This window comes from Rhizobium atlanticum (genome assembly GCF_030182485.1).
GTDB lineage: Bacteria > Pseudomonadota > Alphaproteobacteria > Rhizobiales > Rhizobiaceae > Rhizobium.
Map to the genome: position 1 here is coordinate 54,401 of NZ_JAQJCJ010000012.1, position 22,752 is coordinate 77,152.

Below are 22,752 nucleotides of genomic sequence, written 5' to 3' on the forward strand. Positions count from 1 at the left end.
AATATAAGTAAAATATTGCAGACTCTTAAAAATGACGGTTATTCGAATATATGTGCGTACATCTGACAATATATTTAAGGATGGATCAAATATTCTCAAAATACTTCTCCTGGTGTTTCGAATAACGATTGCATGTCATTTTTGTGACAACTAGAATTCGAATATTTCATGTCATGTAATATTCATTGGCAGCGGCAATTTGAACCAGCTAAATGGGCGTGCGCTTAAAGCGCGCCCCTTTCTACGTTGGAGGTTCTCATGCAAGCCAAGCTTCTCGGCGCCGTTGGCGCCCTTCTCGCCGCAGCGTTTCTTGCTGGGCCCGCTGCCGCCGCCGAAAAGACCAAGATTGACTTCTGGTTCGGCAATTCCGGTGACATCGCAAAGCGTGTCCAGGAACAGTGCGATCGCTTCAACCAGTCGCAGGCCGATTATGAAGTCGTCTGCACCAGCCAAGGCAGCTATGACGCTTCCCTGCAGAACACGATTGCCGCCTACCGCGCCGGCAAGCAGCCGACCATTGCCCAGGTGTCCGACGCCGGCACGCTCGACATCATGCTTTCCGGCGCCTTCTACCCGGCAAACCAGCTGATGACCGACATGGGCTATACGGTCGACTGGAAAGACTACTTCTCCGGTATCGCAAACTACTATGCGACGTCGAAGGGCGAGATGTACTCCTTCCCCTTCAACTCGTCGACCGCTCTGCTCTATTGGAACAAGGACGCCTTCGCTAAGATCGGCAAGGACCATGCTCCAGCCACCTGGCAGGAAGCCGGTGAAGATTTCAAGGCCCTGAAGGAGGCCGGCTACGCCTGCCCGCTCGGCTTCGATATCTCCAACAACGAAGTCTGGCAGTACATCGAGCAGTTCGAAGCCGTCAACGGCGAAGCGATCGCGACGAAGAAGAACGGTTTCGAAGGCCTCGACGCCGAGCTGGTGTTCAACAAGAACCCGCTTCTCGTCAGCTACATCAAGGACCTCAAGTCCTGGTACGACAACAAGCTCGCCATCATCAAGAACAAGGCCGTCGGCCAGACCTTCGTCGAAGCCTTTGCTGCCGGCGACTGCCAGGTCATCCTGACCTCCGTCGGTGACCATGGCAATATCGGCCGTACCGCCAAGCAGGGCATGAACTGGGGCGTGGCAATGCTCCCGACCTATGGCAATGCAACCCGTCACAGTTCCTTCGTCGGCGGCGCTTCGCTCTGGGTCTTGAAGGGGCATACCGATGCCGAATACAAGGCTGCCGCTGCCTTCTTCAACTTCATCGCCAAGCCGGAAGAAGCGCTGACCTGGTCGACCGTCACCGGCTATATCCCGGTTCGTAACTCCGGCTTCGAATATCTGAAGAAGCAGGGCTTCTACGAGAAGGCGCCCTATGCCGGCCGCGAGCTCGCCATCCAGAGCCTGACCGCATCGCCGGCTGACGATACGGCTCCGCACGGCATTCGCCTCGGCGGCCTGCTGCAGGTCCGCACCGAGATCGCCAACGGCCTGCAGGCAATCTTCGTCAACAATGCCGACGTCCAGGCTTCGCTCGACGGCGCTGCCGATCGCGGCAACCAGCTGCTGCGCCGCTTCCAGCAGACCTACAAGAACGTTCAGCTTCCCTGATCGTCCGATATGCGCCGCGCCCGGCCTGCCTTGCGGACCGGGGGCATCCTTGTACATTCATACCGGGGCTGCGGAGGCGAACTCGCCGCCCGTGCTTAAACCAGACCAGGTCGAAAACGATCACCCATGGAAAAGCGCGTCACTTTCTCCTCGACGACGATCGGATTGCTCTTCGCGTTTCCGATGCTGCTGCTGATCTTCGTCTTCTTCTATTGGCCGAGCGCGCAGGCGCTTTATTGGGCGTTCACGCTCGAGCAGCCATGGGGCGGCGGCAATGCCTGGGTCGGCTTTGACAATTTCAAGCAATTGCTCAGCGACCCGATCTATTGGGATTCGATCAGCCGCAGCATGGTTTTCGCCTTTAGCTCGACGATCATTGCCATGGGGTTTGCGCTCGTCCTGGCGCTTTTGACGGATCGTGAACTGCGCGGCCATAAAATCTATCGGTCGGTCTTTATCTGGCCCTATGCGATCGCTGCTCCCGCTCTCGGTCTCGCCTTCCGCTTCATCCTGGCGCCGGAGGCCGGCCTTCTCTCCGTTATCAATCACGTCTGGCCCGGCCTCTGGAACCCGGCGCTCGACGGCAAGGACGCGATGATCGCCGTCATCATCGCTTTTTCGTGGAAATATATCGGCTATAATTTCATCTTCTTCCTTTCAGCGCTTCAGGGCATCCCGCGTTCGCTGATCGAAGCGGCCGCCATGGACGGCTCCGGGCCGCTGCGCCGCATGTGGGACCTCCAGCTGCCGCTGCTGACGCCGACCTTATTTTTCCTGCTCGTGATCAACATCACCGAAAGCTTCCAGGATTCCTTCGGCATCGTCGACGTCATGACGCAGGGCGGTCCGGCCCGAGCGACGGAACTGATGGTCTACAAGATCTATTTCGACGGCTTCAGAGGGCTCGATTATTCGGGCGCCGCCGCCCAGTCGATCATCCTCATGGCGCTCGTCGTCCTTCTCACTGTCTTCCAGTTCCGCTTCATCGAGCGGCGCGTGCACTACAAGTGAGGCCGCTGACATGATCGAACGCACGCCGATATTCAATTTCGTCTGTTATACGCTTCTGGCGCTCGGCATGGTGATCGCACTTCTGCCTTTCGTCATCGTCATCATCGCATCGACGCTCGATCTGGAGACGGTCAACCGGGTGCCGCTGCCGCTCACTCCGGGTTCGCATTTCTGGGAAAATGCACAAGCTGCTTGGGTCCGCGCCGATCTCGGCAACAAGCTGGTTCACAGCATCATCTTTGCGACCGCGGTCGCCGCCGGCAAGGTGATCCTGTCCGCCATGGCCGCCTTCTCGATCGTCTACTTCCGCTTCCGCGGCCGGCATCTGATCTTCTGGATCATCTTCATCACGCTGATGCTGCCGCTCGAAGTCCGCATCGTGCCGACCTATTCGATTGCGGCCAACGCGCTGCAGCCGTTCCAGGCAATGCTCGACGTCACGGGGATTACCGCGCTCGTCGCCTGGGTGTCCGGCATCCAGATCAAGCTCGAATGGGGGCTGTTGAATTCCTATACCGGTCTCGTGGCGCCGCTTGTGGCTACCGCCACCGGTACCTTCCTCTATCGCCAGTTCTATCTGACTGTCCCCGATGAGCTCGCCGAGGCAACAAAGATGGACGGCGCCGGCGCCGTCCGTTTTTTCGTCGATATACTGCTGCCGTTGTCGCGGTCGAATATGATCGCGCTGTTCACCATCATGTTCGTCTGGGCCTGGAACCAGTATCTCTGGCCGCTGCTCGTCACCACCGATCCGAATTTCGGCATTGCGGTGACGCAGCTGAAGACCCTTATCCCGTCCGAATTCGGCCTGCCTGACTGGAACGTCGCCATGGCCGGTACACTTATCATCATGTCGCCGCCGTTGCTGCTCGTCATCCTGATGCAGCGCTGGTTCGTGCGCGGCCTCATCTCCACCGAGAAGTGAAGGAACAGTCCTGTGGCACCGATCTCAATCCGTGATGTGAAGAAGAGCTACGGCAAACATCCTGTCGTTCATGGCGCCGATCTGGAGATCCAGTCCGGCGAATTCATCGTCATCCTCGGTCCGTCCGGCTGCGGCAAGTCCACGCTGCTGCGCATGATCGCCGGACTGGAGGAAATCAGCGGCGGTGAAATCGCCATCGACGGCCGCGTCGTCAACCAGCTCGAGCCGCGCGAGCGCGGCTGCGCCATGGTGTTCCAGAACTACGCGCTCTATCCGCATATGACGGTCGCCGAGAATATCGGCTACGCCTTGAAGGTTGCGGGCGTTGCCAAGGCGGAGCGCAATCGGCGCATCGCCGAGGTCGCCAAGGCGCTCAGCCTCGAACCTTTCCTCGACCGCCGCCCGGCCGCGCTTTCCGGCGGCCAGCGCCAGCGCGTCGCCATGGGGCGCGCGATGATCCGCGAACCGAAGGTGTTCCTCTTCGATGAGCCGCTGTCGAACCTCGACGCCAAGCTGCGCATCGCCATGCGCGCCGAGATCCGCCGCCTTCACCGCCGTCTCGGCGCCACCTCGATCTTCGTGACCCATGACCAGACCGAGGCGATGACGCTGGCCGACCGGCTGGTGGTGATGAACGGCGGCAGGGTGGAGCAGGTCGGCACGCCGGAAGAGGTCTATCATCATCCGGTTTCGCGCTTCGTTGCCGGTTTTGTCGGCACGCCGGCGATGAACCTGCTCGAAGGCACGATCAACGACGAGGGCGTCTTCGTCTACGACCAGAGCCGCAAGATCGCGCTGCCCCGCGAACGCGCCGCGCCGCTGAAGGGCAAACGCGTCGTGCTCGGCATGCGCGCCGAGGCGGCCCGGTTGGTGGCCCCGGATGCGCCCGGCGCATTGGTGGCAACGGCCGATTTCATCGAAGAGCTCGGCGCAAGCCGCGTCGTTCATGCCGATTTCGACGGGCTGCCCTTTGCCGTGGCGCTGACCGAGGCCGTGACCGTGAAATCGGGGGATCCGATCGGTATCGCGATCGATCACAATGCGATCCACCTCTATGCCGCCGATACCGGCCGGATCATCGAAAACCCGGCGGTGAACAGCGCCGGCGCCGTTCACGCCTGAGCGGCGTCAGCGGTGGATGGGATCGATCCAGGCGACGTCTTCCGGTTTCTCGACCGGTTCGATATCTAAGTTGACGACGACCGGTTCCTGGCCTGAGCGAACGAGCACGCATTCCAGCGTCTCGTCGCGGCTGGCATTGATCTCCTGGTGCGGCACATAGGGCGGAACATAGATGAAGTCGCCGGGGCCGGCTTCGGCGGTATATTCCAGATGCTCGCCCCAGCGCATGCGGGCCTTGCCCTTGACGACGTAGATGATGCTTTCGAGATCGCCGTGATGGTGGGCTCCGGTTTTCGCATTGGCATGGATCGTCACCGTGCCGGCCCAGATTTTCTCTGCGCCGGCACGGGCATGGTTGATCGCGGTCGCGCGGTTCATGCCCGGGGTCTGCGCGGTGTTCGGGTCGAGCGAATTGCCGGGAATGACCTTGACGCCGTGTTCGCGCCAGTCGATGTGAGAATGCTGGTGGTCGCCGCTCATGCCTAGCCTCCGCCTTGATAGGATCAGTCTAGGCGGGACTACCGCGACGGCCAAGCGGATTTACCTTGAAGCAGCAGAAAGAGCGGAGCCGATGAGCCACCTCCCGCAGATCGATTACGACACCGCTTCGCCTGAGGTTCGCGCGGCGCATGATGAAGAAATCAGACTGCGCGGACGCATGACCAACATGAAGCGGACGCTCCTCCATTCGCCGGTCGCCCATCGCATCTATGCCGAATGGTTTACGCTGCGGGCCGAGCTCGATCCTGTCATCAGCGACCGCGAGATCTGGATCTTCTCGCATGCGATCTCGAAGGCGGAGAAATCGAAGATTGCCATCACCTTCTTTCGCAGGGCGCTGATCAACAAGGGGTTTGATCCCGATGCTATGGAATTTTCCGAAGCGGAGGCGCTGCTCGATGCCTTCGGCAGGGCTGTTGTCGCCGATTCAAACGCCGTTCCGGCCGAGCTCTGGGAAAGGCTGAAAGAACGCTACGAAACCAAGGCGCTCGTCGATCTCGTCGCCTTCGCCGGCATCATGCTGGCGACCGCTGTCTTCAACAATGTCGTCGAGGTCGAATTCGACCCGGAGCTTGAGGCTTTCGCAGAAGGCACCGGCTCCTAGCCGTTTAGCGAGGCGATCGCGGCTTTGACAGCGCCCGCGCCGGCCCTCGTTGGCCGGTATTCAAGGCCGACGGCGCCGTCATAGCCGTTGGCGAAGATCCAGTTGAGGCGATGGGCGAGGTCGATGCCGCCGGAGCCCGGTTCGTTGCGGCCGGGATGATCGGCGACATGGACGTGGAAAACACGGTCGAGGCGGCCGTCCAGCACGTCTTCGGTGCGTTCGTCCATCACGGCGGAATGGTAGATGTCGTAGACGATACCGATCTCGGGGCGGCCGACGTCATCGACGATGTCGAGGCCTTCGCGGGTCGAATCGAGGAAGTAGCCGATATGGTCGATACGGATGTTGAGAGGTTCTACGCCGAGCCGCACGCCGCTCCCTTCCAGGATATCGGCGCCTGATTTCAGGGTGTCGGTGAGGGCCACGCGCTGTTCATCACGGCTGAAGCCGGCGAGATCGTCGCCGGCCTGGGCGATCAGCACCGGCGCGCCGAGGCGTTTGGCGACTGCGACGGATTCCGCAAGGCCCGCCAGCCAGGCCTGCCGGTTGGCGGCATCGGTCAGTGCGATCATCGGCTCGGCGACGAGGCTGGTGACGGCAAGGCCGGTTTCCTTCAGCGCTGTCTCGATCGCATCCAGATCCTTGTCGGTCCAGCGCCAGAATTCGATCGCCGTCAGGCCGCCGGCATGGGCGCGACGGATGCGGTCGGCAAAGCTGTCGCCCTCTTCGGCAAACAGCCATTCTATGCAGGCTGAATAACGTCGCATGAAAATTCCTCCCGGTGCGGATGCAGGCTGCGACAGAACGGAGCCTGCCGCAAGAGACGTTTGGGTGCTTGACGCCCGGATTCATTGGCGGAACACTCATCCCCTAATCTAGGGCCGGGATCGCTGGCCGCTTCGGGAGGAAGATATGGATCTGGGATTGAAGGGAAAGATCGCCGTCATAACTGGCGCGTCGGTCGGCATCGGGCTCGCGATCGCCGAAGGGCTGGCGGCTGAGGGCGCAGACCTCGTTCTGGCGGCGCGCGGCGGCGAACGGCTGGAGGCGGAAGCCGTCCGCATCGCCGAGAAATTCGGCGTCAGCGCCGTCGCTGTCGCCGCAGATGTGGCGACGGTTGAGGGAACCGAGGCGATCATTGCGGCGGCTGCCGAAAAGGGAGGCGCCGATATCCTCATCAACAATGCCGGCACCGGATCGAACGAGACCGTCATGGAGGCGCCTGATGAGAAATGGCAGGCCTATTGGGACCTGCATGTGATGGCCGCCGTCAGGCTTGCGCGCGGCATCGCACCGCAGATGAAGAAACGCGGCGGCGGGGTGATCCTGCACAATGCCTCGATCTGCGCCGTCCAGCCGCTCTGGTACGAGCCGATCTACAATGTCAGCAAATCGGCGCTGATGATGTTTTCGAAGACACTCTCGACCGAGCTCATCCAGGACAATATCCGCGTCAACTGCATCAACGCCGGCTTGATCCTGACGCCCGACTGGATCAAGACCGCCAAGCAGCTGACGGCCGAAAGCGGCGGAAACTGGGAAGGTTACCTGCAGAGCGTTGCCAATGAACATGCCGCCTCCAAACGCTTCGGCACACCGGAAGAACTGGCGAATGTCTTCGTCTTTCTGAGTTCGGAGCGGGCGAGCTATTGTATCGGATCGACCTATTTCGTCGATGGCGGCATGCTGAAGACAATTTGATCGAAGCTGCCGCAAAGAGCCGACCGGGGACGTTGCCGATACAAGCTATAAATATTAGCTATTTTGTTGTATCTTCACGATTTCGACGTTATTTGGCTGCTATTGACGGGCAAATATTTCGGTTTCCAAAAGGCGACGACGATGCTGACGAAGAAGGGAAAATACGGCCTCAAGGCCTTGGTCGATCTGGCGCGTCTGGCGCCGGGCGAGACCGCCTTCATCAATGACGTCGCGGCGCGGAACAATATTCCGAAGAAGTTTCTCGACACGATCCTGCTCGAACTGCGCAATGTCGGAATCCTGCGTTCAAAGAAAGGCCCTGGCGGCGGGTATTCTCTCTCTCGGCCGGCATCCGAGATCCGTATCGGCCATGTCATCCGCACGCTCGATGGTCCGCTCGCGCCGATCCGTTGCGCCAGCCGCACGGCTTACGAGGCGTGCGACGACTGCGCCGACCCGGAAACCTGCCAAGTGCGGCGTTCGATGACCGATGTTCGGGACGCGATCGCCGCCATTCTGGACAATATGACCCTCGACCAATTCGTCGCCGCCGGTGGCCGCATTGACGACACCGGGGATGAACTGCCGATCTCCGCCGCCAGCTGAGACGCTTTGTTTCGTGTGGTCTGCGTTACTCCCAGGGCGTCATGCTGTGATCGTTCAGCGCTCATCTTGACATATGGTCGCCGGCGCGGTGCAGCAATCGATCGCGCGGCAGCGACAGCGCGTGGATACGTGCATTGCGCCAATGGCGGTCGAGATTGAGGCCGATGCCGATTGACGCTTCGCCCGCAAGTTCGAACAGCGCATTTGCGGCGCTAAGGGCCGTTTCCCCGGCAGTTATTGCGGCCGCCGAGGCAGAAAAATAGGCGTCCGCCATCGCCGCCTCTACAGGATTGACCTGGGCAATATCGAGTTTGCGGCCCGCCCGCTCCAGAGCTGCCGCCGTGATTTCGATGCCGACAGCGTGTTCGCCGAGCCGGGAGGGCAAGACGGTGCGATCGCCAATAGCTGTCATCAGGTCGGCCCATGCGGCTCGCGCGATGCCGAGGCCTACGCCCGCCTTAAGCAGCAGGCCGAGCGAAATGCCCGTCGAATATGCGGACGAGGGGGCCGGCGCGATTGTGCCGGCATCAACATGCACTGCGCCGGCGATCGTCGTTGCCGACCCATTGGTGCGCTGACCGAAACCGTCCCAATCATCGACCACCTGCACGTCCTCGCTGTTGCGGCTGAAGTAAAGCGTCACAGGGCGGCCGGGCGGAAGTGTGAGGTCAGCGGCAATCCAATCGGCGTAGAGAATACCGGGCGCCTGCCGCATCCGTCCGCTCAGGCGGTACCCCGATCCTTCGGGCGATAGCTCGCTGCCGTCGGCAACGGTTGCGCCAGCGAAGCGGTCGCCGAGCAGCACACGGGTAAACAGCGATGCCTTCAGATCCTCGGGCGCCTGGGTGCGGAGGGTTTCCAGGACGGAAAAGTGATTTTCCATGGTCTCGCCGATCGAGGCGTCGGCCTCGGCAATGATCGCGATGATTTCGGCTAGCAGGGCGTTCGGCACGTCGAGCCCTTCATGTTCGGGCGGAACAGAGATTGCCGTCAAACCCGAGACCGACAGCGCGTCGAGCTCGGCAAAAGGCAGGATGCGGTTGATATCGCGCTCGCTTGCCTGTCGACGGAATGTGTCGGCGAGGTTGCGAGCCGTAGATACCGCCTCCTCTTCGTTTTCGATGCGGCGTGCCGGCGGCCTGATGCGGTCTTGAAACTGCGATACTGTTCCCATCGCTCACTCTTTCCTCGACGGGTGACAGGAGTGAGGGATTTTCCTCCGGATGATAAGAACGGTTTTTCCAGAAAAACCCAAAGCTTCGAATTTTCTCACCAACTTGATCGCCTCGCCTTGCACTCTACTTATGGTTAACCGGGCTATCCAATCGAGGAATATGATGGGTGAAGCACTTGCTCGCCATAGCGAGGTTTGGAAAATGGGGCGCCAGCCGAGACCGCGCCTGACGCTGGATATCGCCGAGATTCCAACTTATGCGATCGGCGACATTCACGGCCGCTACGACCTGCTTCTGAAAGCTGAGGAGGCGATTCTGCAAGATGGCGAGCGATTGCCCGGGCAAAAGCTGATCGTGACGCTGGGTGACTATATCGACCGGGGCCCGGAATCGGCACAGGTCATCACTCACCTCATGGAGCCGCCGCCTGACGGTTTCGACCGTATCTGTCTTGCCGGTAATCACGAGATCGCCATGCTCGATTATGTCGACGGCTGGCTCCCTTATGACGACTGGATGCGGATGGGATCGGCGGAATCGCTTAAATCCTATGGGCTCGATCCGGAGCATCTGCCGCTCGTCTTCCCCTCCGGCGCGCAGCTCGACGCCTTTCTGCGGCAGTCGCTGCCGCATACGCATATCGATTTCATGCGGGCGCTGCCGATCATGCTGGACACACCGAGCGTGGTGTTCGTGCATGCCGGCATCGATCCGATGCTGCCGCTCTCCGCGCAGACGGAGGAGGACCTGGTCCTTATCCGCCACCGCTTTCTCGAAAGCAGGGTTCCTTTGCCGAAGCTCGTCGTGCATGGCCATACGCCCAGCGATGAGCCTGACATTCGCCCGAGGCGGCTCAATCTCGATACACGCGCCTTTCGCAGCGGCAAGCTGACCGTCGCACGGTTCTGGCAGGGCCGGGTGCATCTATTTTCCACCTGACATCGTCCCAGCACGAGGCTGTGTCATAAAGCGCGTCGCAATCTTTCTGATTCTCCCCTGCGCTTGAGTCTTGGTTTTCAAACATGTCGTTGCCGCAAAACCGCTGCACACTTTTGCGCCAGGCTAGAGTGATCAGACTGTCTCCCTTTCGGCCGGAACGGCTTCGACAGGCCTTTCAACCAAGCGGCTGCGGCGTCGGCCGCGCAGCACGACGTAGAAGACCGGCGTCAGGAACAGGCCGAAGAGCGTCACGCCGAGCATGCCCGAGAAAACGGCTGTTCCGAGTGACTGACGCATTTCGGCGCCGGGGCCGGTGGCGATGGCAAGCGGCAGAACGCCGAAGATGAAGGCGAATGCCGTCATCAAAATCGGGCGCAGGCGAAGATGGCTCGCCTCGATCGCGGCCTCTACCGACGATTTGCCTTCCTCTTCCGCCTGTCTTGCAAATTCGACGATTAGAATGGCGTTCTTCGCCGCCAGTCCGATCAGGACGATCAGGCCGATCTGGGTGAGGACGTTGTTGTCCATGCCTCTTAGCCACACTCCAATCAGCGCCGCGAGTACCGCAAGCGGAACGATGAGAATGATCGCAAGGGGCAGAACCCAGCTTTCATATTGGGCGGCCAGCGCCAGGAAGACGAAAATGACGGAGAGGGCGAAGATATAGACGGCGGTGTTGCCGGTATGAGTCTCCTGATAGGCGAGTTCCGTCCATTCGAAAGTCGTTCCCGGCGGCAGGATCTTGGCGGCCAGTTCCTCCATCTTTTTGATGGCATCGCCGGTCGAGGTGCCGGGCGTCGGATTGCCTTGGAGCGGCACCGAGACATACATGTTATAGCGCTGGACAAGCGCCGGTCCGCTGGAATCCTGAATGTCCATCAGCGTTCCCAAGGGCACGAGCGCACCGGTGGCCGAGCGCACCTTCAGGGCGAGGATGTCTTCCTTGTCCATCCGGTATTGTCGGTCGGCCTGGGCGCGGACCTGGTAGACACGGCCGAACGCGTTGAAATCATTGACGTAAGCGACGCCGAGATTGATCGAAAGCGCATTGAAGATATTGGGGATCGGCACGTTCAGGAAGCGCGCCTTGTCGCGGTCGATCGACAGGAAATATTGCGGACTGGCATCGGAGAACGTCGTAAAGACACCGGTGAGACCCTCGGTCGTAGCCGCCGCCCCCATCATCTGGCGGGCAAGGCCGAGCACGCGCGTCATTTCAGGGTTTTCAAGATCGGAAATCTGCATCTTGAAGCCGCCGGAGTTGCCGACGCCGCGCACGGACGGCGGGGGGATGGCAATGATGAAGGCTTCCTGGATGCTCTGCAGCTTGCCGAAGAGTTCGCCGATGATCTTGTTGGCGTTCTCTCCGCCTTCCTCGCGTTCGGCAAAGGATTTGAACGGAACGAAGACAACGCCCGAATTCGAAGCATTGGTAAACGTCGCTCCGCTGAAGCCGGCAAACTGCACGGCGTTGCCGACGCCGGGCACGGTTCGGGCGATATCACCCACCTTTTTGACGACTGCATCGGTACGCGCAAGCGAGGCACCGTCGGGAAGCTGCACGACGATGATCGCGTAACCCTGGTCCATAGTGGGGATGAAGCCCGAGGGAACCCTGGTGCTCATGTACCATGTTGCGCCCAGAAGGGCGGCAAAGGCGAGCATCGAGCAGGTCAGGCCTACCCAGCTTCTGACAAGGTGCCGGACAACCCATGAGTAGCCCGAACTCATCCGGTCGAAGCCGCGATTGAAGCCGCCTGCAAGACCTGTCCCCAGCCGTGAGGCGATGCTCTTGCGCTTCGTCTGGTGATCATGGGCTTTCAGCAATATGCCCGCGAGGGCCGGCGAAAGCGTCAGGGAGTTCAAGGCTGATATGGCAGTGGTGACGGAGATCGTCACGGCGAACTGCCTGTAGAACTGGCCCGATATGCCGGGGATGAAAGCCGTCGGCACGAATACCGCGATCAGGACCAGCGAGATCGCCACGACAGCGGTTCCGACTTCGTCCATCGTCACGTGCGACGCCTGCTTCGGCGTCATTCCGCGCGCCAGATTTCGCTCGACGTTTTCCACCACCACGATCGCATCGTCGACGACGATGCCGATCGCCAGCACGAGGCCGAAGAGCGTCAGCATGTTGAGCGAAAAGCCGAAGGCGAGCAGAACCGCGAAGGTGCCGATCAGCGATACGGGAATGGCGACGATCGGTATGATCGCGGTCCGCCAGGATTGCAGGAAAACCAGAACGACGATCGCCACCAGGATGGCCGCTTCGGCGATGGTTCTATAGACCTCGTTGATCGAGTCCGAGATGAATTCGGTCGTGTCGTAAACGATGCGATATTCCAGGCCTTCCGGGAAATTCTGGGAGATATCCTTCATCAGCGTCTGGACCTGGTGGGCCGTGTCGAGTGCATTGGTTCCCGGCCGGGCGAAGATGCCGAGCGCGACCGCAGGGTCGTTGTTGAGATAGCTGTTGGTGACGTAGTCCTGGGCGCCAAGTTCGATGCGGGCCACATCCTGCAACTGCACGAGCCGGCCTGCTCCCGTCGATTTGACGATGACATAGCGGAACTCGCGCACATCGGAAAAGCGCCCGTCCGTTCGCACCGTATATTCGAACGCGTTCCTGCCGGTCACCGGCGGTGCGCCGATCTTGCCGCCCGATACCTGGACGTTCTGGTCCCTCAAGGACGAAACGACGTCGTCCGACGTCATGCCGTAGGCGGAGAGCTTTTCCGGATCGAGCCAGATGCGCATCGAATACTGGCGTTCGCCGAAGATCTGCACGTCGCCGACGCCGTCGAGACGCACGAGCACGTCGCGGATGCGGTTGCGGGCGTAGTTGGAGACGTAGAGCTGGTCGTAGCGATGCGATGGCGACAGGAGGTGCACCACCATCATCAGGTCGGGCGAGCTCTTGTCCGTGGTCACGCCGAGGCGCTGGACTTCCTCGGGAAGGCGGGGAAGGGCGATGGAAACGCGGTTCTGGACTAGGACTTGCACCTTGTCTAGATCGGTGCCGAGCTTGAAGGTGATCGTCAGCGACATGGCGCCGTCGGCGCTGGAATAGGAAGACATGTAAAGCATGTCTTCGACGCCGTTGATCTGCTGCTCGAGTGGGGTCGAAACGGTGTCGGCGATGGTCTGCGGGTCGGCGCCCGGATAGGAGGTGCGCACGACGATGGTGGGCGGCGCGATCTCCGGATATTGAGAGACCGGCAGCTGCGTATAGGCGATGCCGCCGACGACCAGAAAGAGGATGGAAATGACGGCCGCGAAGATCGGCCGGTCCACGAAAAAGTGTGCAAATCTCATTGTCCGGTCTCCGCATTCGCGGATTCGGGCGCAGTGTCCTGCCGCTCCTGCGGCAGTTCGCTCATCTGTGGCGTGATGGTCGAGCCAGGCCGGGCGCGCATCAGCCCGTTGACGATGATCGTCTCGTTGCCGTCGAGGCCTTCACGGATGACGCGATAGCCGTAGAGCCGCGGTCCGGGCCTCACGGGCTTGGTCGAAACCTTGCCTTGCGCATCGACCACATAGACGACACGTTCATTCTGGTCGGAGCCGATAGCCTCGTCCGGGACGAGGATGGCCTTGTATGTATTGGAGGCTGCGACCTGCACACGGCCGAACAGGCCCGGCTGCAGGACGAGATCTGGATTTGCAAGGCGGGCGCGGATGCGGATGGTGCCGCTCTCGTTGTCCACCCGGTTCTCGGCAAAATCGAGCTTCCCCATAAAAGGTTTGGCGGTCGGATCGGAGATCGTGACGGATACGTCGACACCGCCGCCTCCGAGCTGCAGGTCCTTGCCCTGCTTGCGTGCGGTGTCGGCGAAATTCAGCAGGCGGCGCTCGTCGACATCGAAATAGAAGTCGATCGGATCGAGGGAGACGATCGTCGTGAGCACTGTCTGGTCGGCCTGCACGAGATTGCCGGTCGAGAGCAAGCGGCGGTCGATACGGCCGCTGAGTGGCGCCCGGATCTCGGTATATTCGAGATCGAGAGCCGCGCGGTCGGCCGCGGCCTGAGCGCCGCGGACATTGGCCTCAGCGGAATCGAATTCGCGGCGGCGGTCATCCAGCGTCTGCGCGGATTGGCTGCCGCTCGAAGCGAGAGACTGGGCGCGCTTGTACTGAGCGTCGGCGAAGACAAGAGTGGACTGCGACGCTTCGAGCGTGGCCTTTGCCTGGTTGAGCGCGGTGACGAACGGCCGCTGGTCGATGACGAAGAGCAGGTCGCCCTGTTTGACCAAGGCGCCGTCCTCGAAATGGACTTCCTGTAGGTAGCCCCCGACGCGCGAACGCACGGAGACTTCGTCGACCGGCTGGAAACGGCCGATGAATTCGTCATTGTCGATGACATCGCGCACCACCGGCTTTGCGACCGTGACAGGGGGAGGGGCGGACGGTGCGCGCTGCGCCATCGCGACCAGAGGCATGAACGTAGCGATGCAGCCGAGCATCAATATCCGTCGAAGCGCGAAAGTCATAATCGGTCCCTCCAATCGCGATGGCCGATCGACTGCCACCGAACTTAAGATGAAGTGATGCTATTCATGTCTTGCTGCTTTGAACGAAGGCCTTGCCTCCGTGATTTCCCCCGGCGTTCAATTCTGGAAAGGAAGGCCGGCATGCAATGCAAATCGGAAAAATCGTAACGCTATGAAACTGGATATAAACGGCAGCGGCGAAAAATAGCAAATGCCAATTGGCTGCCGTTCAGCGATCCGTCAAAACTCATGGGCGGCGTCAGCTCTCGACGATTTCGTCGCGGCCGGGCGGCAGGACGGCGAGCTCTGCCCAGTCGAGCTCCTGTTCCAACGCATGGAAAACATCGTCATCAATCTCGTCGGCACGACGCATCTCCGCCAGTTTTCGGCGTTTCGCGGCGATGACGCTGCGGCGCTGCCTGTCGAGCCTGCTGACCTCGCGCGGGTGTCTTCCGTCGGCAGCAATCTCACGCTCGGAGGTGTAGACGTCGCGCAGGATTCGGGTGGATTTGTCCTCGCCTTCAAGCTCGGCAAGAGCCGCGTCGATCAATGCCACGCGGGCTTTGGTGAGATCGCGGTTCAGGGATTTGTCCGGATCGAATTTCAGGAAGCGGATCAGCGGCCCGAGCGTCAGCCCCTGGACGATGAGCGTGCCGAGAACGACGGCCAGCGCGCTGAGCAGGATAATATCGCGATCATGGAAGTCGATCGGCAGGGCGAGCGCAGTTGCAAGCGTGACGAGACCGCGCATGCCGCACCAGCCGGCAAGCAGGCTCGCAGCAAATGAGGGAGCGGCTTGTGTCGTGAGACCGCGCTCGGCAAGAAAGGTGATGGCGCGGTTATAGACGAGCACCCAGGCTAGGCGCACGACGATGACGGTGACAAAGACCGCGGTTGCCAAGGTGATCGCAAAACTCAGCCGGCCGGGATCGAGATCGAGGACGATCTGGCGGACCTGCAAGCCCATCAGCAGGAAGGCGAGCACGTTAAGCAGGAAAACCGCGGCTTCCCAAACCGAATAGGAATGAATGCGGTGGCGGGCCGTCTGCCGCTCCGGCATGTAGCGGGCGATCACCATGGCATATGCGACGATCGCCAGGATCGCCGAAAGGTGCAGTCGCTCGGCGATGATCCACGTGCCGAAGGTGGCGACGAACTCGAGCAATGTGCCGCCGAGCGTGCCGGCGAGCTTCAGACCAACGATCATGTAGAGACGGCCGAGAAGATAACCGAGGATGAGACCACCCGGCGCTGCCAGCGTCAATTCTGCCAGAATGCCGGTGAGGAAGGCGGGGTTGGTGGCGGCCGCCACTGCGGCGCTGAAGATGAGGAGGGCGACGGCATCGTTGAGCAGACTCTCGCCCTTGAGAATTACATAGGTCTGACGGGGCAGATTGAAGCGGTCGAGCATGACGGTCGCCGCGACCGCATCCGGCGGCGCCACGATGGCGCCGAGTGCGACGGCCACGGCAAGCGGCAGGCCGGCCATTGCAACGCCGACGGCGGCGACGGACGCGGCCGTCAAAATGACGGCGATTGCGGCAAGCGAAAAGAGCGGCAGCCAGTTGCGCCTCAACGTCCTCGGCGGCAAATCGTAGGCGGCGTCGAAAAGTACGGGTGCGATGAAAAGCGCCAGCGCCAGCCTGGGATCAATCGCCACCTCCGGAGCCCATGGGAAGGCAGCGACAATGATGCCGGCGATTGCCAGCATGGTCGGATAAGGCACACGGAACTTCCTGGAGAATTGCAGGAAGATGATCGCCACCAAGAGCAGCGTCAGCATGCTTTCGAAGAACGCCATAGGCCCTCCAGACCATTTTCAGCGGATAGTTCTTGCCAGAAACTAGGGCCAGGCGATGCCACGGCCACCGTTCGAGCCTAAAGCTGTGAGGGACGGCAAGCTGCCGGCTGCGGGCTGCGGCATTTTGGCTCCGGTTGCAGAATCTGCGGCTTACGCTCTTGTGCGAGCGTCTGCGCTCAATATATGTGAGCACATCATAAGGATGCTTATAAATATCCGGCACAGGTTTCCATGAACGCCACGCCCACACTCGGATTCCTTCTCCACGATGTCGCACGACTGCTGCGCAAGCGCTTCGAGCAACGCGCCAAGTGTCTTGGGCTGACACGTTCGCAATGGCAGACGCTCGCCTATCTCTCGAATAACGAGGGGATCCACCAGAGCGGCCTTGCCGAAATTCTCGAAGTCGAGCCGATCACGCTGGTGCGTATTCTCGACAAACTCGCTGAACGCGGGCTCATTGAGCGCCGCCAGCATCCGACCGACCGGCGGATCTGGCTGCTCTACATGCGCGACGAAGCGCATCCTCTGCTCGCCGAAATGCGCGAACTTGGCGATGTGACCCGCGCAGAGGCGCTGGAAGGTGTGTCAGTCGAGCAGCGTGAACAGCTTTTCCACATCCTGTCCGTAATGAAGACCAACCTGGTCCAGGCATGCCGGACCCCGGTTGACGAGAATGAGATGAACGATGACTGATCAATCTCCCCTCCGCGTCGTTGCCGACGCCAATGCAAAGTCACCTATTGAAGAAAATGAAGCGAAACAGCAGAAAACGGTAGCCGAAGCGCCTTCATCCAGTTCAGCGCCGGTTGTCGCCGTGGCTGCGCCTGGCGGCAACAAGGTCCGCCGCCGGCGCAGTCTCACGCGGCCCGTTCTCTTCGCCCTGCTGCCGGTCGCGCTCGTTGTCGGCGGTTATTATTACGTCAATGGCGGTCAGGTGATGTCGACCGACAACGCCTATATCCAGGCCGATATGGTCGGGGTCACCACGGATGTCTCGGGCATCGTCGACCGGATCGACGTGCATGAAAACGAGGCGGTAAAGGCGGGGCAGGTGCTCTTCAGCCTGAGGGCCGATTCCTTCAAGATCGCGCTCGACGGCGCCAAGGCGCAGCTCGGCGTGCAGCGCAATCAGATCATGAACCTCAAGGCCAGCTATCAGCAGTCGCTTGCCGAGATCACGCAGGCGCAAGCCGATCTGCCCTATTACCAGGATCAGTTCGACCGGCAGCAGGCCCTCGTCAACAACGGCAGCGCGACGCAATCGGCCTATGACGAGGCCAAGCACAATCTCGAGGCCGCTCAGCAGAAGGTTGCCGTCGCCAAGGCGGAAGCAGCAACGACGCTCGCCCAGCTCGGCGGCAGGGCCGACCAGCCGGTCGAGGAAAACCCGCTCTACCTGCAGGCCAAATCGCAGGTCGACAACGCCCAGCGCGAGTTCGACCACAGTGTCGTCAAGGCGCCCTTCGACGGCATCGTCACCAATGTCAACGCGCTGCAGGTCGGCTCCTACCTGCAGGCCTCGCAGCAGGCCTTCTCGCTCGTCGCTACCGACCATTTGTGGATCGCCGCCAGCCCGAAGGAAACCGAGCTGACTTATGTCAAGCCTGGGCAGTCGGCCGAGATCCATGTCGACACTTATCCCGGCGTGACCTGGAAGGGCAAGGTCGAGAGCATCAGCCCGGCTTCGGGTTCCAGCTTCTCGCTGTTGCCGGCGCAGAACACCACCGGCAACTGGGTGAAGGTCGTGCAGCGCATTCCGATGCGCGTCAGCATCGAGGATGCCGCAGGCAAGCCGCCGTTGCGCGTCGGCATGAGCACGGTCGTCGATGTCGATACCGGCCATGCCCGCGGCCTGCCCGATTTCGTCAACACGCTTCTGGGCCGGCCTCAGGGCAAGGACCATGAGTAACGCTCCCGCATCTCCGGCGACCCGGGTCGCCAATCGCGGCGCGATCACGGCCTGCGTCATTCTCGCCGTCATCATGCAGGCGCTGGACACGACGATCGCCAACGTGGCGCTGCCCTATATCCAGGGCAGCGTGTCGGCCTCCGCCGACCAGATCAACTGGGTGCTCACCTCCTACATCGTTGCGGCGGCGATCATGACGCCGCCCTCCGGTTTCCTCGCCGCCAAATTCGGCCGCAAGCGCGTGCTGCTCGTCGCTATCGCTGGCTTCGTGGCCGCCTCCGTTCTCTGCGGCCTGGCGCAATCGCTGAACCAGATCGTTGCCTTCCGCCTGCTGCAGGGCCTGTTCGGCGCCTCGCTGGTGCCGCTTTCCCAGGGCATTCTCCTCGACATCTATACGGTGGAGGAACGCGGCTCGGCCATGGCGCTTTTCGGCGTCTCGGTCATGGTCGGGCCGGTGCTCGGCCCGGTCATCGGTGGCTGGCTGACCGACAATATCAGCTGGCGATGGGTGTTCTATATCAACGTGCCGATCGGCGCGCTCGCCTTCATGGGCATCGTTGTCTTCGTTGCCGAGACCAAGCGGGATGCGCTCGCCAAACTCGACTGGTTCGGCTTCGGGATGATGAGCCTGTTCATCGCCGCGCTGCAGCTCTTCCTCGATCGCGGCGAGCAGCTCGACTGGTTTTCTTCGGGCGAGATCGTGGTCGAAGCGATTGTCTGCGCCGCCGCCTTCTATCTGCTTCTAGTGCACACGCTGACCGCAGAGAAATCCTTCGTCAATCCGAAGCTGTTTCTCGACCAGAACTTCACGGTGAGCATGATCTTCATCTTCGTGGTTGGCGTGACCTACCTCGCCTCGCTGGCGCTGATGACCCCCTATCTGCAGAAGCTGATGGGCTATCCCGTCATTACCGCCGGCATCGTCATGGGGCCGCGCGGGCTCGGCACCATGCTCTGTATGTTCATTGTCGGGCGGCTGATCGGCAAGGTCGATACGCGCTTGCTGCTGGTGCTCGGTCTCGGCCTGACTGCCTGGGCGATGTACGATATGACGGGATGGACGCCTGATGTTTCGCAATGTTCGATCGTCTCGGTCGGCTTCATCCAGGGCGCCGGCCTCGGCTTTCTCTTCGTGCCGCTGACGACCATCGCCTTCGCGACGCTGCCCGCCCAAATGCGTGGCGACGGCACCGGCCTCTACAATCTGTCGCGAAACATCGGCTCGGCGGTCGGCATCTCGATCGTCTCGGCACTGATCGTCGAGAACACGCAGAGCAATCACGAGTCGATCGCGGCCTATGTGACGCCTTTCAACCACGCCTTCAATGCTGTCGCGGCGCAGGGGTTGAGCCCGCTCACGGCCGCCGGCCGCGCTTCGCTCAACGAGATGATCACGCTGCAATCGACGATCATCGCCTATATGGACGATTTCAAGCTCTTGATGCTGATGTCGCTCGCGGTCATTCCGCTGGTGCTATTGCTGCGCAAGCCGAAGGCCGCGCCTGCCGTCGACCACAGTGCGGTCATGGAGTGATCAGCGAAACGGCTTGCTGAGAAAACGCGATCCCTGAATGCCGAAGCGCCACGGTGCTTCGGCATTTCTCGTGATGCCGATGCGTTTTCCCACAACAATCGGCACCGGCGTGGACGGCGTCAACGCATATGGCGGGCGGTCGAGCAGTCTGTCATTGATTTCGATGTCGACGCCGAGCGCCTGGCAGAGCTTGCCCGGGCCGCTGCAGAGCGCCGTCAGCATATCAGTGCCGCGCCGCTCCGTCATAGCGGCAATTCCCGTTTCCGGCTCGAGCGCCCGGATCAGCACGGCCGAGCCCGGATGACAGACGAAGTTCAGGCACCAGTACATGCCGTAGATGCGGTAGATGTAGACATTGCCGGGCCGGCCGAACATGGCGCCATTGCGCTTGGTGGGCCCGCGAAAACTGTGCGAGGCTTCGTCATCGGGGAAATAGGCTTCGGTCTCGGTGATGCGGCCGCCGGCGCCGTCCACGCTCAGATGGCATCCGAGCAGGTCGCGGGCGACAGTGATCGCATCGCGCTCGAAAAACGCCCTGAGGCCTTCGCCGGCAAGCGCGCCGTCGCCGATCGCGCCTTTTGTCATTCCACCATCCGTCATAACCGAGGCAGATAACATTCGCTGCCGCCGCCGTCATCCCAAAACCACTTGATGGGGCTGGCCGCGTCAGCGGCCGGCATTCGGATTACGCATTGGGATCGAGGATGATGTAACCGAGACCGGATCGCTCGCGGGGAAGGAATCTTCCAGGCCTTCCTCCAGTTCCTCTTCGAGCAGGGCCGGATCCTTGCTGCGCGCGCCGTCGCCATGGGCCGGTTCGATTGCTGCCGCAAGCAGGGCCTTTGCACGCCGGATTGCGTTTTCCAATGTCAGTTCGGGTGCGCTTCGCAGCGTTACGGCAATGCTGTCTTCGCCCTCACCGCCGAATTCGACGACGAAGCCATCTTCCGTCTGGTAGACGGTGATATCGCTGAGTGCCATGGCTCTTCCCCTAAACGCTTATATTAGCAAAGCGTGTTTTTGGAATTTTGTCGAGCGAAGAGCTTCACCAGCCAATCGATGAAAACGCGGACGCGGGGCGAAAGCTGGCGGTTGCGGGGGTAGAGCAGGGAAGCCGGGGTCGGGGTCGGTGGAAAATCCCGGAGCACGTGGACCAGCGTGCCGTCGGACAGATCTTTTTCGGCGTGGTAGCGCGGGATCTGGATCAGACCGAGGCCCATCCTCGCTGCCGCAACATAGCTTTCAGCGGCGTTGACCGTGATCGTCGCTGGAATGGTTATGTTACGTGCCGCACCGCCGATGGTGAATTCAAGCGGGAGCAGACTGCCGGTGCTGCTGGAGTGAAAGCCGACCATGCGATGGCCGGCAAGCCGGTCAGGATGCTGCGGCGGGCCGCGGGCGGCGATATAGGCGGGGGAGGCGAGCGTGACCTCATCAAGCATGGCGACGCGCCTGATGACCATGTCGCTGTCGGCAGGCGTGCCGACGCGCAGCACGCAATCGATGCCCTCGCGCACCAGATCGACCAGCCGATCGCCTTCGCTCATATAGAACTCGATCTCGGGATAGGTCTCCAGAAAGGACGGCAGGCTCGGCAGCACGAAATGGCGCGCGAGCGTGCCGTGCAGATCGACGCGCAGCAGGCCTTTCGGTCTGGCGCCTGCAAAGGCTCCTTCCGCATCCTCGATGTCGGCGAGGATCGACAGGCAGCGCTGGTAGTAGGCCTCGCCGTCGAGCGTCGGGCTGACATGGCGTGTCGTGCGCTGGAGCAGGCGCACGCCGAGGCGGGCCTCGAGCTGCTTGACCGCGTCGGTAACGGTCGAGCGCGGCAGGCCCGTGTCTTCCGCTGCGAGGGTGAAGCTGCGGCGCTCGACAACACGGCAAAACACACGCATTGCATCGAATCTGTCCATCTTGTTTGTTCGTGTTTTCCGGATAGTGATGCCGGAGAATGCACGATTAACCGGCGCAAGAAAAGGCGCATCTTCTTCTCATCGAAAACGCGCTGCGGCGTAAAAGGAGAAGAACAATGGCTTCCAACAAAGACAGCAAGGTCGCACTCGTCACCGGCGCTTCCCGCGGTATCGGCGCGGCCGTAGCCAGACGCCTCGCCAGGGAGGGTTTCACCGTCGTCGTCAACTATGCCGGCAGTCCGGCAGCGGCCGAGGACCTCGCCCGGGAGATCGAACAGGCTGGCGGCAGGGCGCTGACGGCCAAGGCGGATGTCAGCAATGCTGAAGCCGTCCGGCGGATGTTCGACGCTGCGGAAGGCGCCTTTGGCGGCGTTGATGTGCTTGTCAACAATGCCGGCATCATGATGCTGTCGCCGCTCGCCGAGACTGACGACGAAAACTTCGATCGCCAGATCGGCGTCAATCTCAAGGGCACGTTCAATACACTCAGGGAAGCGGCCCGGCGTCTGCGCGATGGCGGCAGGGTCATCAACTTTTCGACTTCGGTCGTCGGCTTGAAGCTCGAAACCTACGGCGTTTACGCCTCCACCAAAGCCGCCGTCGAAACGCTGACGGCAATCATGGCCAAGGAGATGCGCGGCCGTAACATCACCGTCAACGCCATTGCGCCCGGGCCGGTGGCGACCGATCTTTTCCTGAACGGCAAGACGGAGGAACTCATTACCCGCATGTCGAAGATGAATCCGCTGGAACGGCTCGGATCGCCCGAGGACATTGCCTCCGCAGTCGCCTTTCTCGCCGGCCCGGACGGCGGCTGGATCAATGGTCAGACACTGCGCGCCAACGGCGGCGTGGTCTGATGAAGGCGCCCTCATCGCAATCATGTGATTGAAGATTGTAG

General features: G+C 61.2%; 21 protein-coding genes. 12 read left to right on the forward strand and 9 right to left on the reverse strand.

Annotated elements, in window-relative coordinates; all coding sequences use genetic code 11:
- The first annotated feature begins 258 nt into the window (after positions 1–258).
- From PH551_RS18200 to PH551_RS18215, 4 genes are all read left to right on the forward strand, one after another.
- Positions 259–1,614 carry an extracellular solute-binding protein gene (locus PH551_RS18200; RefSeq protein WP_285194091.1) on the forward strand — a complete coding sequence of 452 codons (1,356 nt, stop codon included), beginning with the start codon at positions 259–261 and terminating at the stop codon, positions 1,612–1,614.
- Positions 1,615–1,740: 126 nt separating this feature from the next.
- A complete protein-coding gene (locus PH551_RS18205; protein ID WP_183699029.1) occupies positions 1,741–2,625 on the forward strand; it encodes a carbohydrate ABC transporter permease in 885 nt (294 codons plus the stop codon).
- Positions 2,626–2,635: 10 nt separating this feature from the next.
- Positions 2,636–3,550 carry an ABC transporter permease subunit gene (locus PH551_RS18210; RefSeq protein WP_285194093.1) on the forward strand — a complete coding sequence of 305 codons (915 nt, stop codon included), beginning with the start codon at positions 2,636–2,638 and terminating at the stop codon, positions 3,548–3,550.
- 12 nt (positions 3,551–3,562) lie between these two features.
- Complete coding sequence (locus PH551_RS18215; protein WP_285194094.1) at positions 3,563–4,672, forward strand: sn-glycerol-3-phosphate import ATP-binding protein UgpC; 1,110 nt, start codon at positions 3,563–3,565, stop codon at positions 4,670–4,672.
- A 6-nt stretch (positions 4,673–4,678) separates the two neighbouring features.
- Here the strand turns inward: PH551_RS18215 and PH551_RS18220 are convergent, their stop codons facing one another.
- Positions 4,679–5,152 (reverse strand): cupin domain-containing protein, encoded by a 474-nt coding sequence (locus tag PH551_RS18220; RefSeq protein ID WP_085779228.1) that lies wholly within the window; start codon positions 5,150–5,152, stop codon positions 4,679–4,681.
- 91 nt (positions 5,153–5,243) lie between these two features.
- Between PH551_RS18220 and PH551_RS18225 the strand changes: the two genes are divergently transcribed.
- Positions 5,244–5,777 carry a carboxymuconolactone decarboxylase family protein gene (locus PH551_RS18225; RefSeq protein ID WP_285194096.1) on the forward strand — a complete coding sequence of 178 codons (534 nt, stop codon included), beginning with the start codon at positions 5,244–5,246 and terminating at the stop codon, positions 5,775–5,777.
- Here PH551_RS18225 and PH551_RS18230 read toward each other — a convergent pair.
- Complete coding sequence (locus tag PH551_RS18230) at positions 5,774–6,544, reverse strand: TIM barrel protein (protein WP_285194097.1); 771 nt, start codon at positions 6,542–6,544, stop codon at positions 5,774–5,776. The genes PH551_RS18225 and PH551_RS18230 overlap by 4 nt on opposite strands.
- 145 nt (positions 6,545–6,689) lie before the next feature.
- On the opposite strand from PH551_RS18230, the gene PH551_RS18235 reads away from it, so the two are divergent.
- Complete coding sequence (locus PH551_RS18235; protein ID WP_183699041.1) at positions 6,690–7,478, forward strand: SDR family NAD(P)-dependent oxidoreductase; 789 nt, start codon at positions 6,690–6,692, stop codon at positions 7,476–7,478.
- A 141-nt stretch (positions 7,479–7,619) separates the two neighbouring features.
- Positions 7,620–8,084, forward strand: coding sequence for an RrF2 family transcriptional regulator (locus PH551_RS18240; RefSeq protein WP_285194098.1), 465 nt, complete (start codon positions 7,620–7,622; stop codon positions 8,082–8,084).
- Between the two features lie 61 nt (positions 8,085–8,145).
- Here PH551_RS18240 and PH551_RS18245 read toward each other — a convergent pair whose 3' ends face one another.
- A complete protein-coding gene (locus PH551_RS18245) occupies positions 8,146–9,258 on the reverse strand; it encodes a monooxygenase (RefSeq protein ID WP_285194099.1) in 1,113 nt (370 codons plus the stop codon).
- 202 nt (positions 9,259–9,460) lie between these two features.
- On the opposite strand from PH551_RS18245, the gene PH551_RS18250 reads away from it, so the two are divergent.
- Positions 9,461–10,198, forward strand: a complete 738-nt coding sequence (locus PH551_RS18250) for a metallophosphoesterase family protein (RefSeq protein WP_085779224.1) — start codon at positions 9,461–9,463, stop codon at positions 10,196–10,198.
- Between the two features lie 132 nt (positions 10,199–10,330).
- On the opposite strand, the gene PH551_RS18255 is transcribed toward PH551_RS18250, so the two are convergent.
- From PH551_RS18255 to PH551_RS18265, 3 genes are all read right to left on the reverse strand, one after another.
- Complete coding sequence (locus PH551_RS18255) at positions 10,331–13,516, reverse strand: efflux RND transporter permease subunit (RefSeq protein ID WP_285194101.1); 3,186 nt, start codon at positions 13,514–13,516, stop codon at positions 10,331–10,333.
- Positions 13,513–14,691 carry an efflux RND transporter periplasmic adaptor subunit gene (locus tag PH551_RS18260; protein ID WP_285194102.1) on the reverse strand — a complete coding sequence of 393 codons (1,179 nt, stop codon included), beginning with the start codon at positions 14,689–14,691 and terminating at the stop codon, positions 13,513–13,515. The genes PH551_RS18255 and PH551_RS18260 overlap by 4 nt, the downstream gene beginning before the upstream one ends.
- 259 nt (positions 14,692–14,950) lie before the next feature.
- Complete coding sequence (locus tag PH551_RS18265) at positions 14,951–16,492, reverse strand: cation:proton antiporter (protein WP_285194104.1); 1,542 nt, start codon at positions 16,490–16,492, stop codon at positions 14,951–14,953.
- Between the two features lie 231 nt (positions 16,493–16,723).
- Here PH551_RS18265 and PH551_RS18270 point away from each other — a divergent pair, with 231 nt between their 5' ends.
- From PH551_RS18270 to PH551_RS18280, 3 genes are read left to right on the forward strand one after another with little or no spacing between them, the layout of a single operon-like run.
- On the forward strand, positions 16,724–17,188 hold the full coding sequence (locus tag PH551_RS18270) for a MarR family winged helix-turn-helix transcriptional regulator (protein ID WP_285194105.1): 465 nt from the start codon (positions 16,724–16,726) through the stop codon (positions 17,186–17,188).
- A complete protein-coding gene (locus PH551_RS18275; protein ID WP_285194107.1) occupies positions 17,181–18,404 on the forward strand; it encodes an HlyD family secretion protein in 1,224 nt (407 codons plus the stop codon). Before PH551_RS18270 ends, PH551_RS18275 begins: the two co-directional genes overlap by 8 nt.
- Positions 18,397–19,938: a DHA2 family efflux MFS transporter permease subunit gene (locus PH551_RS18280; RefSeq protein WP_285194111.1), complete on the forward strand. Its 1,542-nt coding sequence runs from the start codon at positions 18,397–18,399 to the stop codon at positions 19,936–19,938. The genes PH551_RS18275 and PH551_RS18280 overlap by 8 nt, the downstream gene beginning before the upstream one ends.
- On the opposite strand, the gene PH551_RS18285 is transcribed toward PH551_RS18280, so the two are convergent.
- From PH551_RS18285 to PH551_RS18295, 3 genes are read right to left on the reverse strand one after another with little or no spacing between them, the layout of a single operon-like run.
- Positions 19,939–20,556: a DNA-3-methyladenine glycosylase gene (locus PH551_RS18285; RefSeq protein WP_483315429.1), complete on the reverse strand. Its 618-nt coding sequence runs from the start codon at positions 20,554–20,556 to the stop codon at positions 19,939–19,941.
- A gap of 48 nt (positions 20,557–20,604) precedes the next feature.
- The gene (locus PH551_RS18290) at positions 20,605–20,919 is read right to left on the reverse strand and encodes a hypothetical protein (protein WP_085779217.1); all 315 of its coding nucleotides are present in this window, start codon (positions 20,917–20,919) and stop codon (positions 20,605–20,607) included.
- Positions 20,920–20,942: 23 nt separating this feature from the next.
- The gene (locus tag PH551_RS18295; protein ID WP_097600690.1) at positions 20,943–21,851 is read right to left on the reverse strand and encodes a LysR family transcriptional regulator; all 909 of its coding nucleotides are present in this window, start codon (positions 21,849–21,851) and stop codon (positions 20,943–20,945) included.
- 116 nt (positions 21,852–21,967) lie between these two features.
- Here PH551_RS18295 and PH551_RS18300 point away from each other — a divergent pair, with 116 nt between their 5' ends.
- Positions 21,968–22,711 carry an SDR family oxidoreductase gene (locus tag PH551_RS18300; protein ID WP_285194115.1) on the forward strand — a complete coding sequence of 248 codons (744 nt, stop codon included), beginning with the start codon at positions 21,968–21,970 and terminating at the stop codon, positions 22,709–22,711.
- Positions 22,712–22,752: the final 41 nt, after the last annotated feature.

Bases quoted from the DNA above. Each gene is read 5' to 3' on its own strand.
- PH551_RS18200 (WP_285194091.1), top strand. From the start codon at position 259: ATGCAAGCCAAGCTTCTCGGCGCCGTTGGCGCCCTTCTCGCCGCAGCG.
- PH551_RS18205 (WP_183699029.1), top strand. From the start codon at position 1,741: ATGGAAAAGCGCGTCACTTTCTCCTCGACGACGATCGGATTGCTCTTC.
- PH551_RS18210 (WP_285194093.1), top strand. From the start codon at position 2,636: ATGATCGAACGCACGCCGATATTCAATTTCGTCTGTTATACGCTTCTG.
- PH551_RS18220 (WP_085779228.1), bottom strand. From the start codon at position 5,152: ATGAGCGGCGACCACCAGCATTCTCACATCGACTGGCGCGAACACGGC.
- PH551_RS18225 (WP_285194096.1), top strand. From the start codon at position 5,244: ATGAGCCACCTCCCGCAGATCGATTACGACACCGCTTCGCCTGAGGTT.
- PH551_RS18230 (WP_285194097.1), bottom strand. From the start codon at position 6,544: ATGCGACGTTATTCAGCCTGCATAGAATGGCTGTTTGCCGAAGAGGGC.
- PH551_RS18235 (WP_183699041.1), top strand. From the start codon at position 6,690: ATGGATCTGGGATTGAAGGGAAAGATCGCCGTCATAACTGGCGCGTCG.
- PH551_RS18240 (WP_285194098.1), top strand. From the start codon at position 7,620: ATGCTGACGAAGAAGGGAAAATACGGCCTCAAGGCCTTGGTCGATCTG.
- PH551_RS18245 (WP_285194099.1), bottom strand. From the start codon at position 9,258: ATGGGAACAGTATCGCAGTTTCAAGACCGCATCAGGCCGCCGGCACGC.
- PH551_RS18250 (WP_085779224.1), top strand. From the start codon at position 9,461: ATGGGGCGCCAGCCGAGACCGCGCCTGACGCTGGATATCGCCGAGATT.
- PH551_RS18255 (WP_285194101.1), bottom strand. From the start codon at position 13,516: ATGAGATTTGCACACTTTTTCGTGGACCGGCCGATCTTCGCGGCCGTC.
- PH551_RS18260 (WP_285194102.1), bottom strand. From the start codon at position 14,691: ATGACTTTCGCGCTTCGACGGATATTGATGCTCGGCTGCATCGCTACG.
- PH551_RS18265 (WP_285194104.1), bottom strand. From the start codon at position 16,492: ATGGCGTTCTTCGAAAGCATGCTGACGCTGCTCTTGGTGGCGATCATC.
- PH551_RS18270 (WP_285194105.1), top strand. From the start codon at position 16,724: ATGAACGCCACGCCCACACTCGGATTCCTTCTCCACGATGTCGCACGA.
- PH551_RS18275 (WP_285194107.1), top strand. From the start codon at position 17,181: ATGACTGATCAATCTCCCCTCCGCGTCGTTGCCGACGCCAATGCAAAG.
- PH551_RS18280 (WP_285194111.1), top strand. From the start codon at position 18,397: ATGAGTAACGCTCCCGCATCTCCGGCGACCCGGGTCGCCAATCGCGGC.
- PH551_RS18285 (WP_483315429.1), bottom strand. From the start codon at position 20,556: ATGTTATCTGCCTCGGTTATGACGGATGGTGGAATGACAAAAGGCGCG.
- PH551_RS18290 (WP_085779217.1), bottom strand. From the start codon at position 20,919: ATGGCACTCAGCGATATCACCGTCTACCAGACGGAAGATGGCTTCGTC.
- PH551_RS18295 (WP_097600690.1), bottom strand. From the start codon at position 21,851: ATGGACAGATTCGATGCAATGCGTGTGTTTTGCCGTGTTGTCGAGCGC.
- PH551_RS18300 (WP_285194115.1), top strand. From the start codon at position 21,968: ATGGCTTCCAACAAAGACAGCAAGGTCGCACTCGTCACCGGCGCTTCC.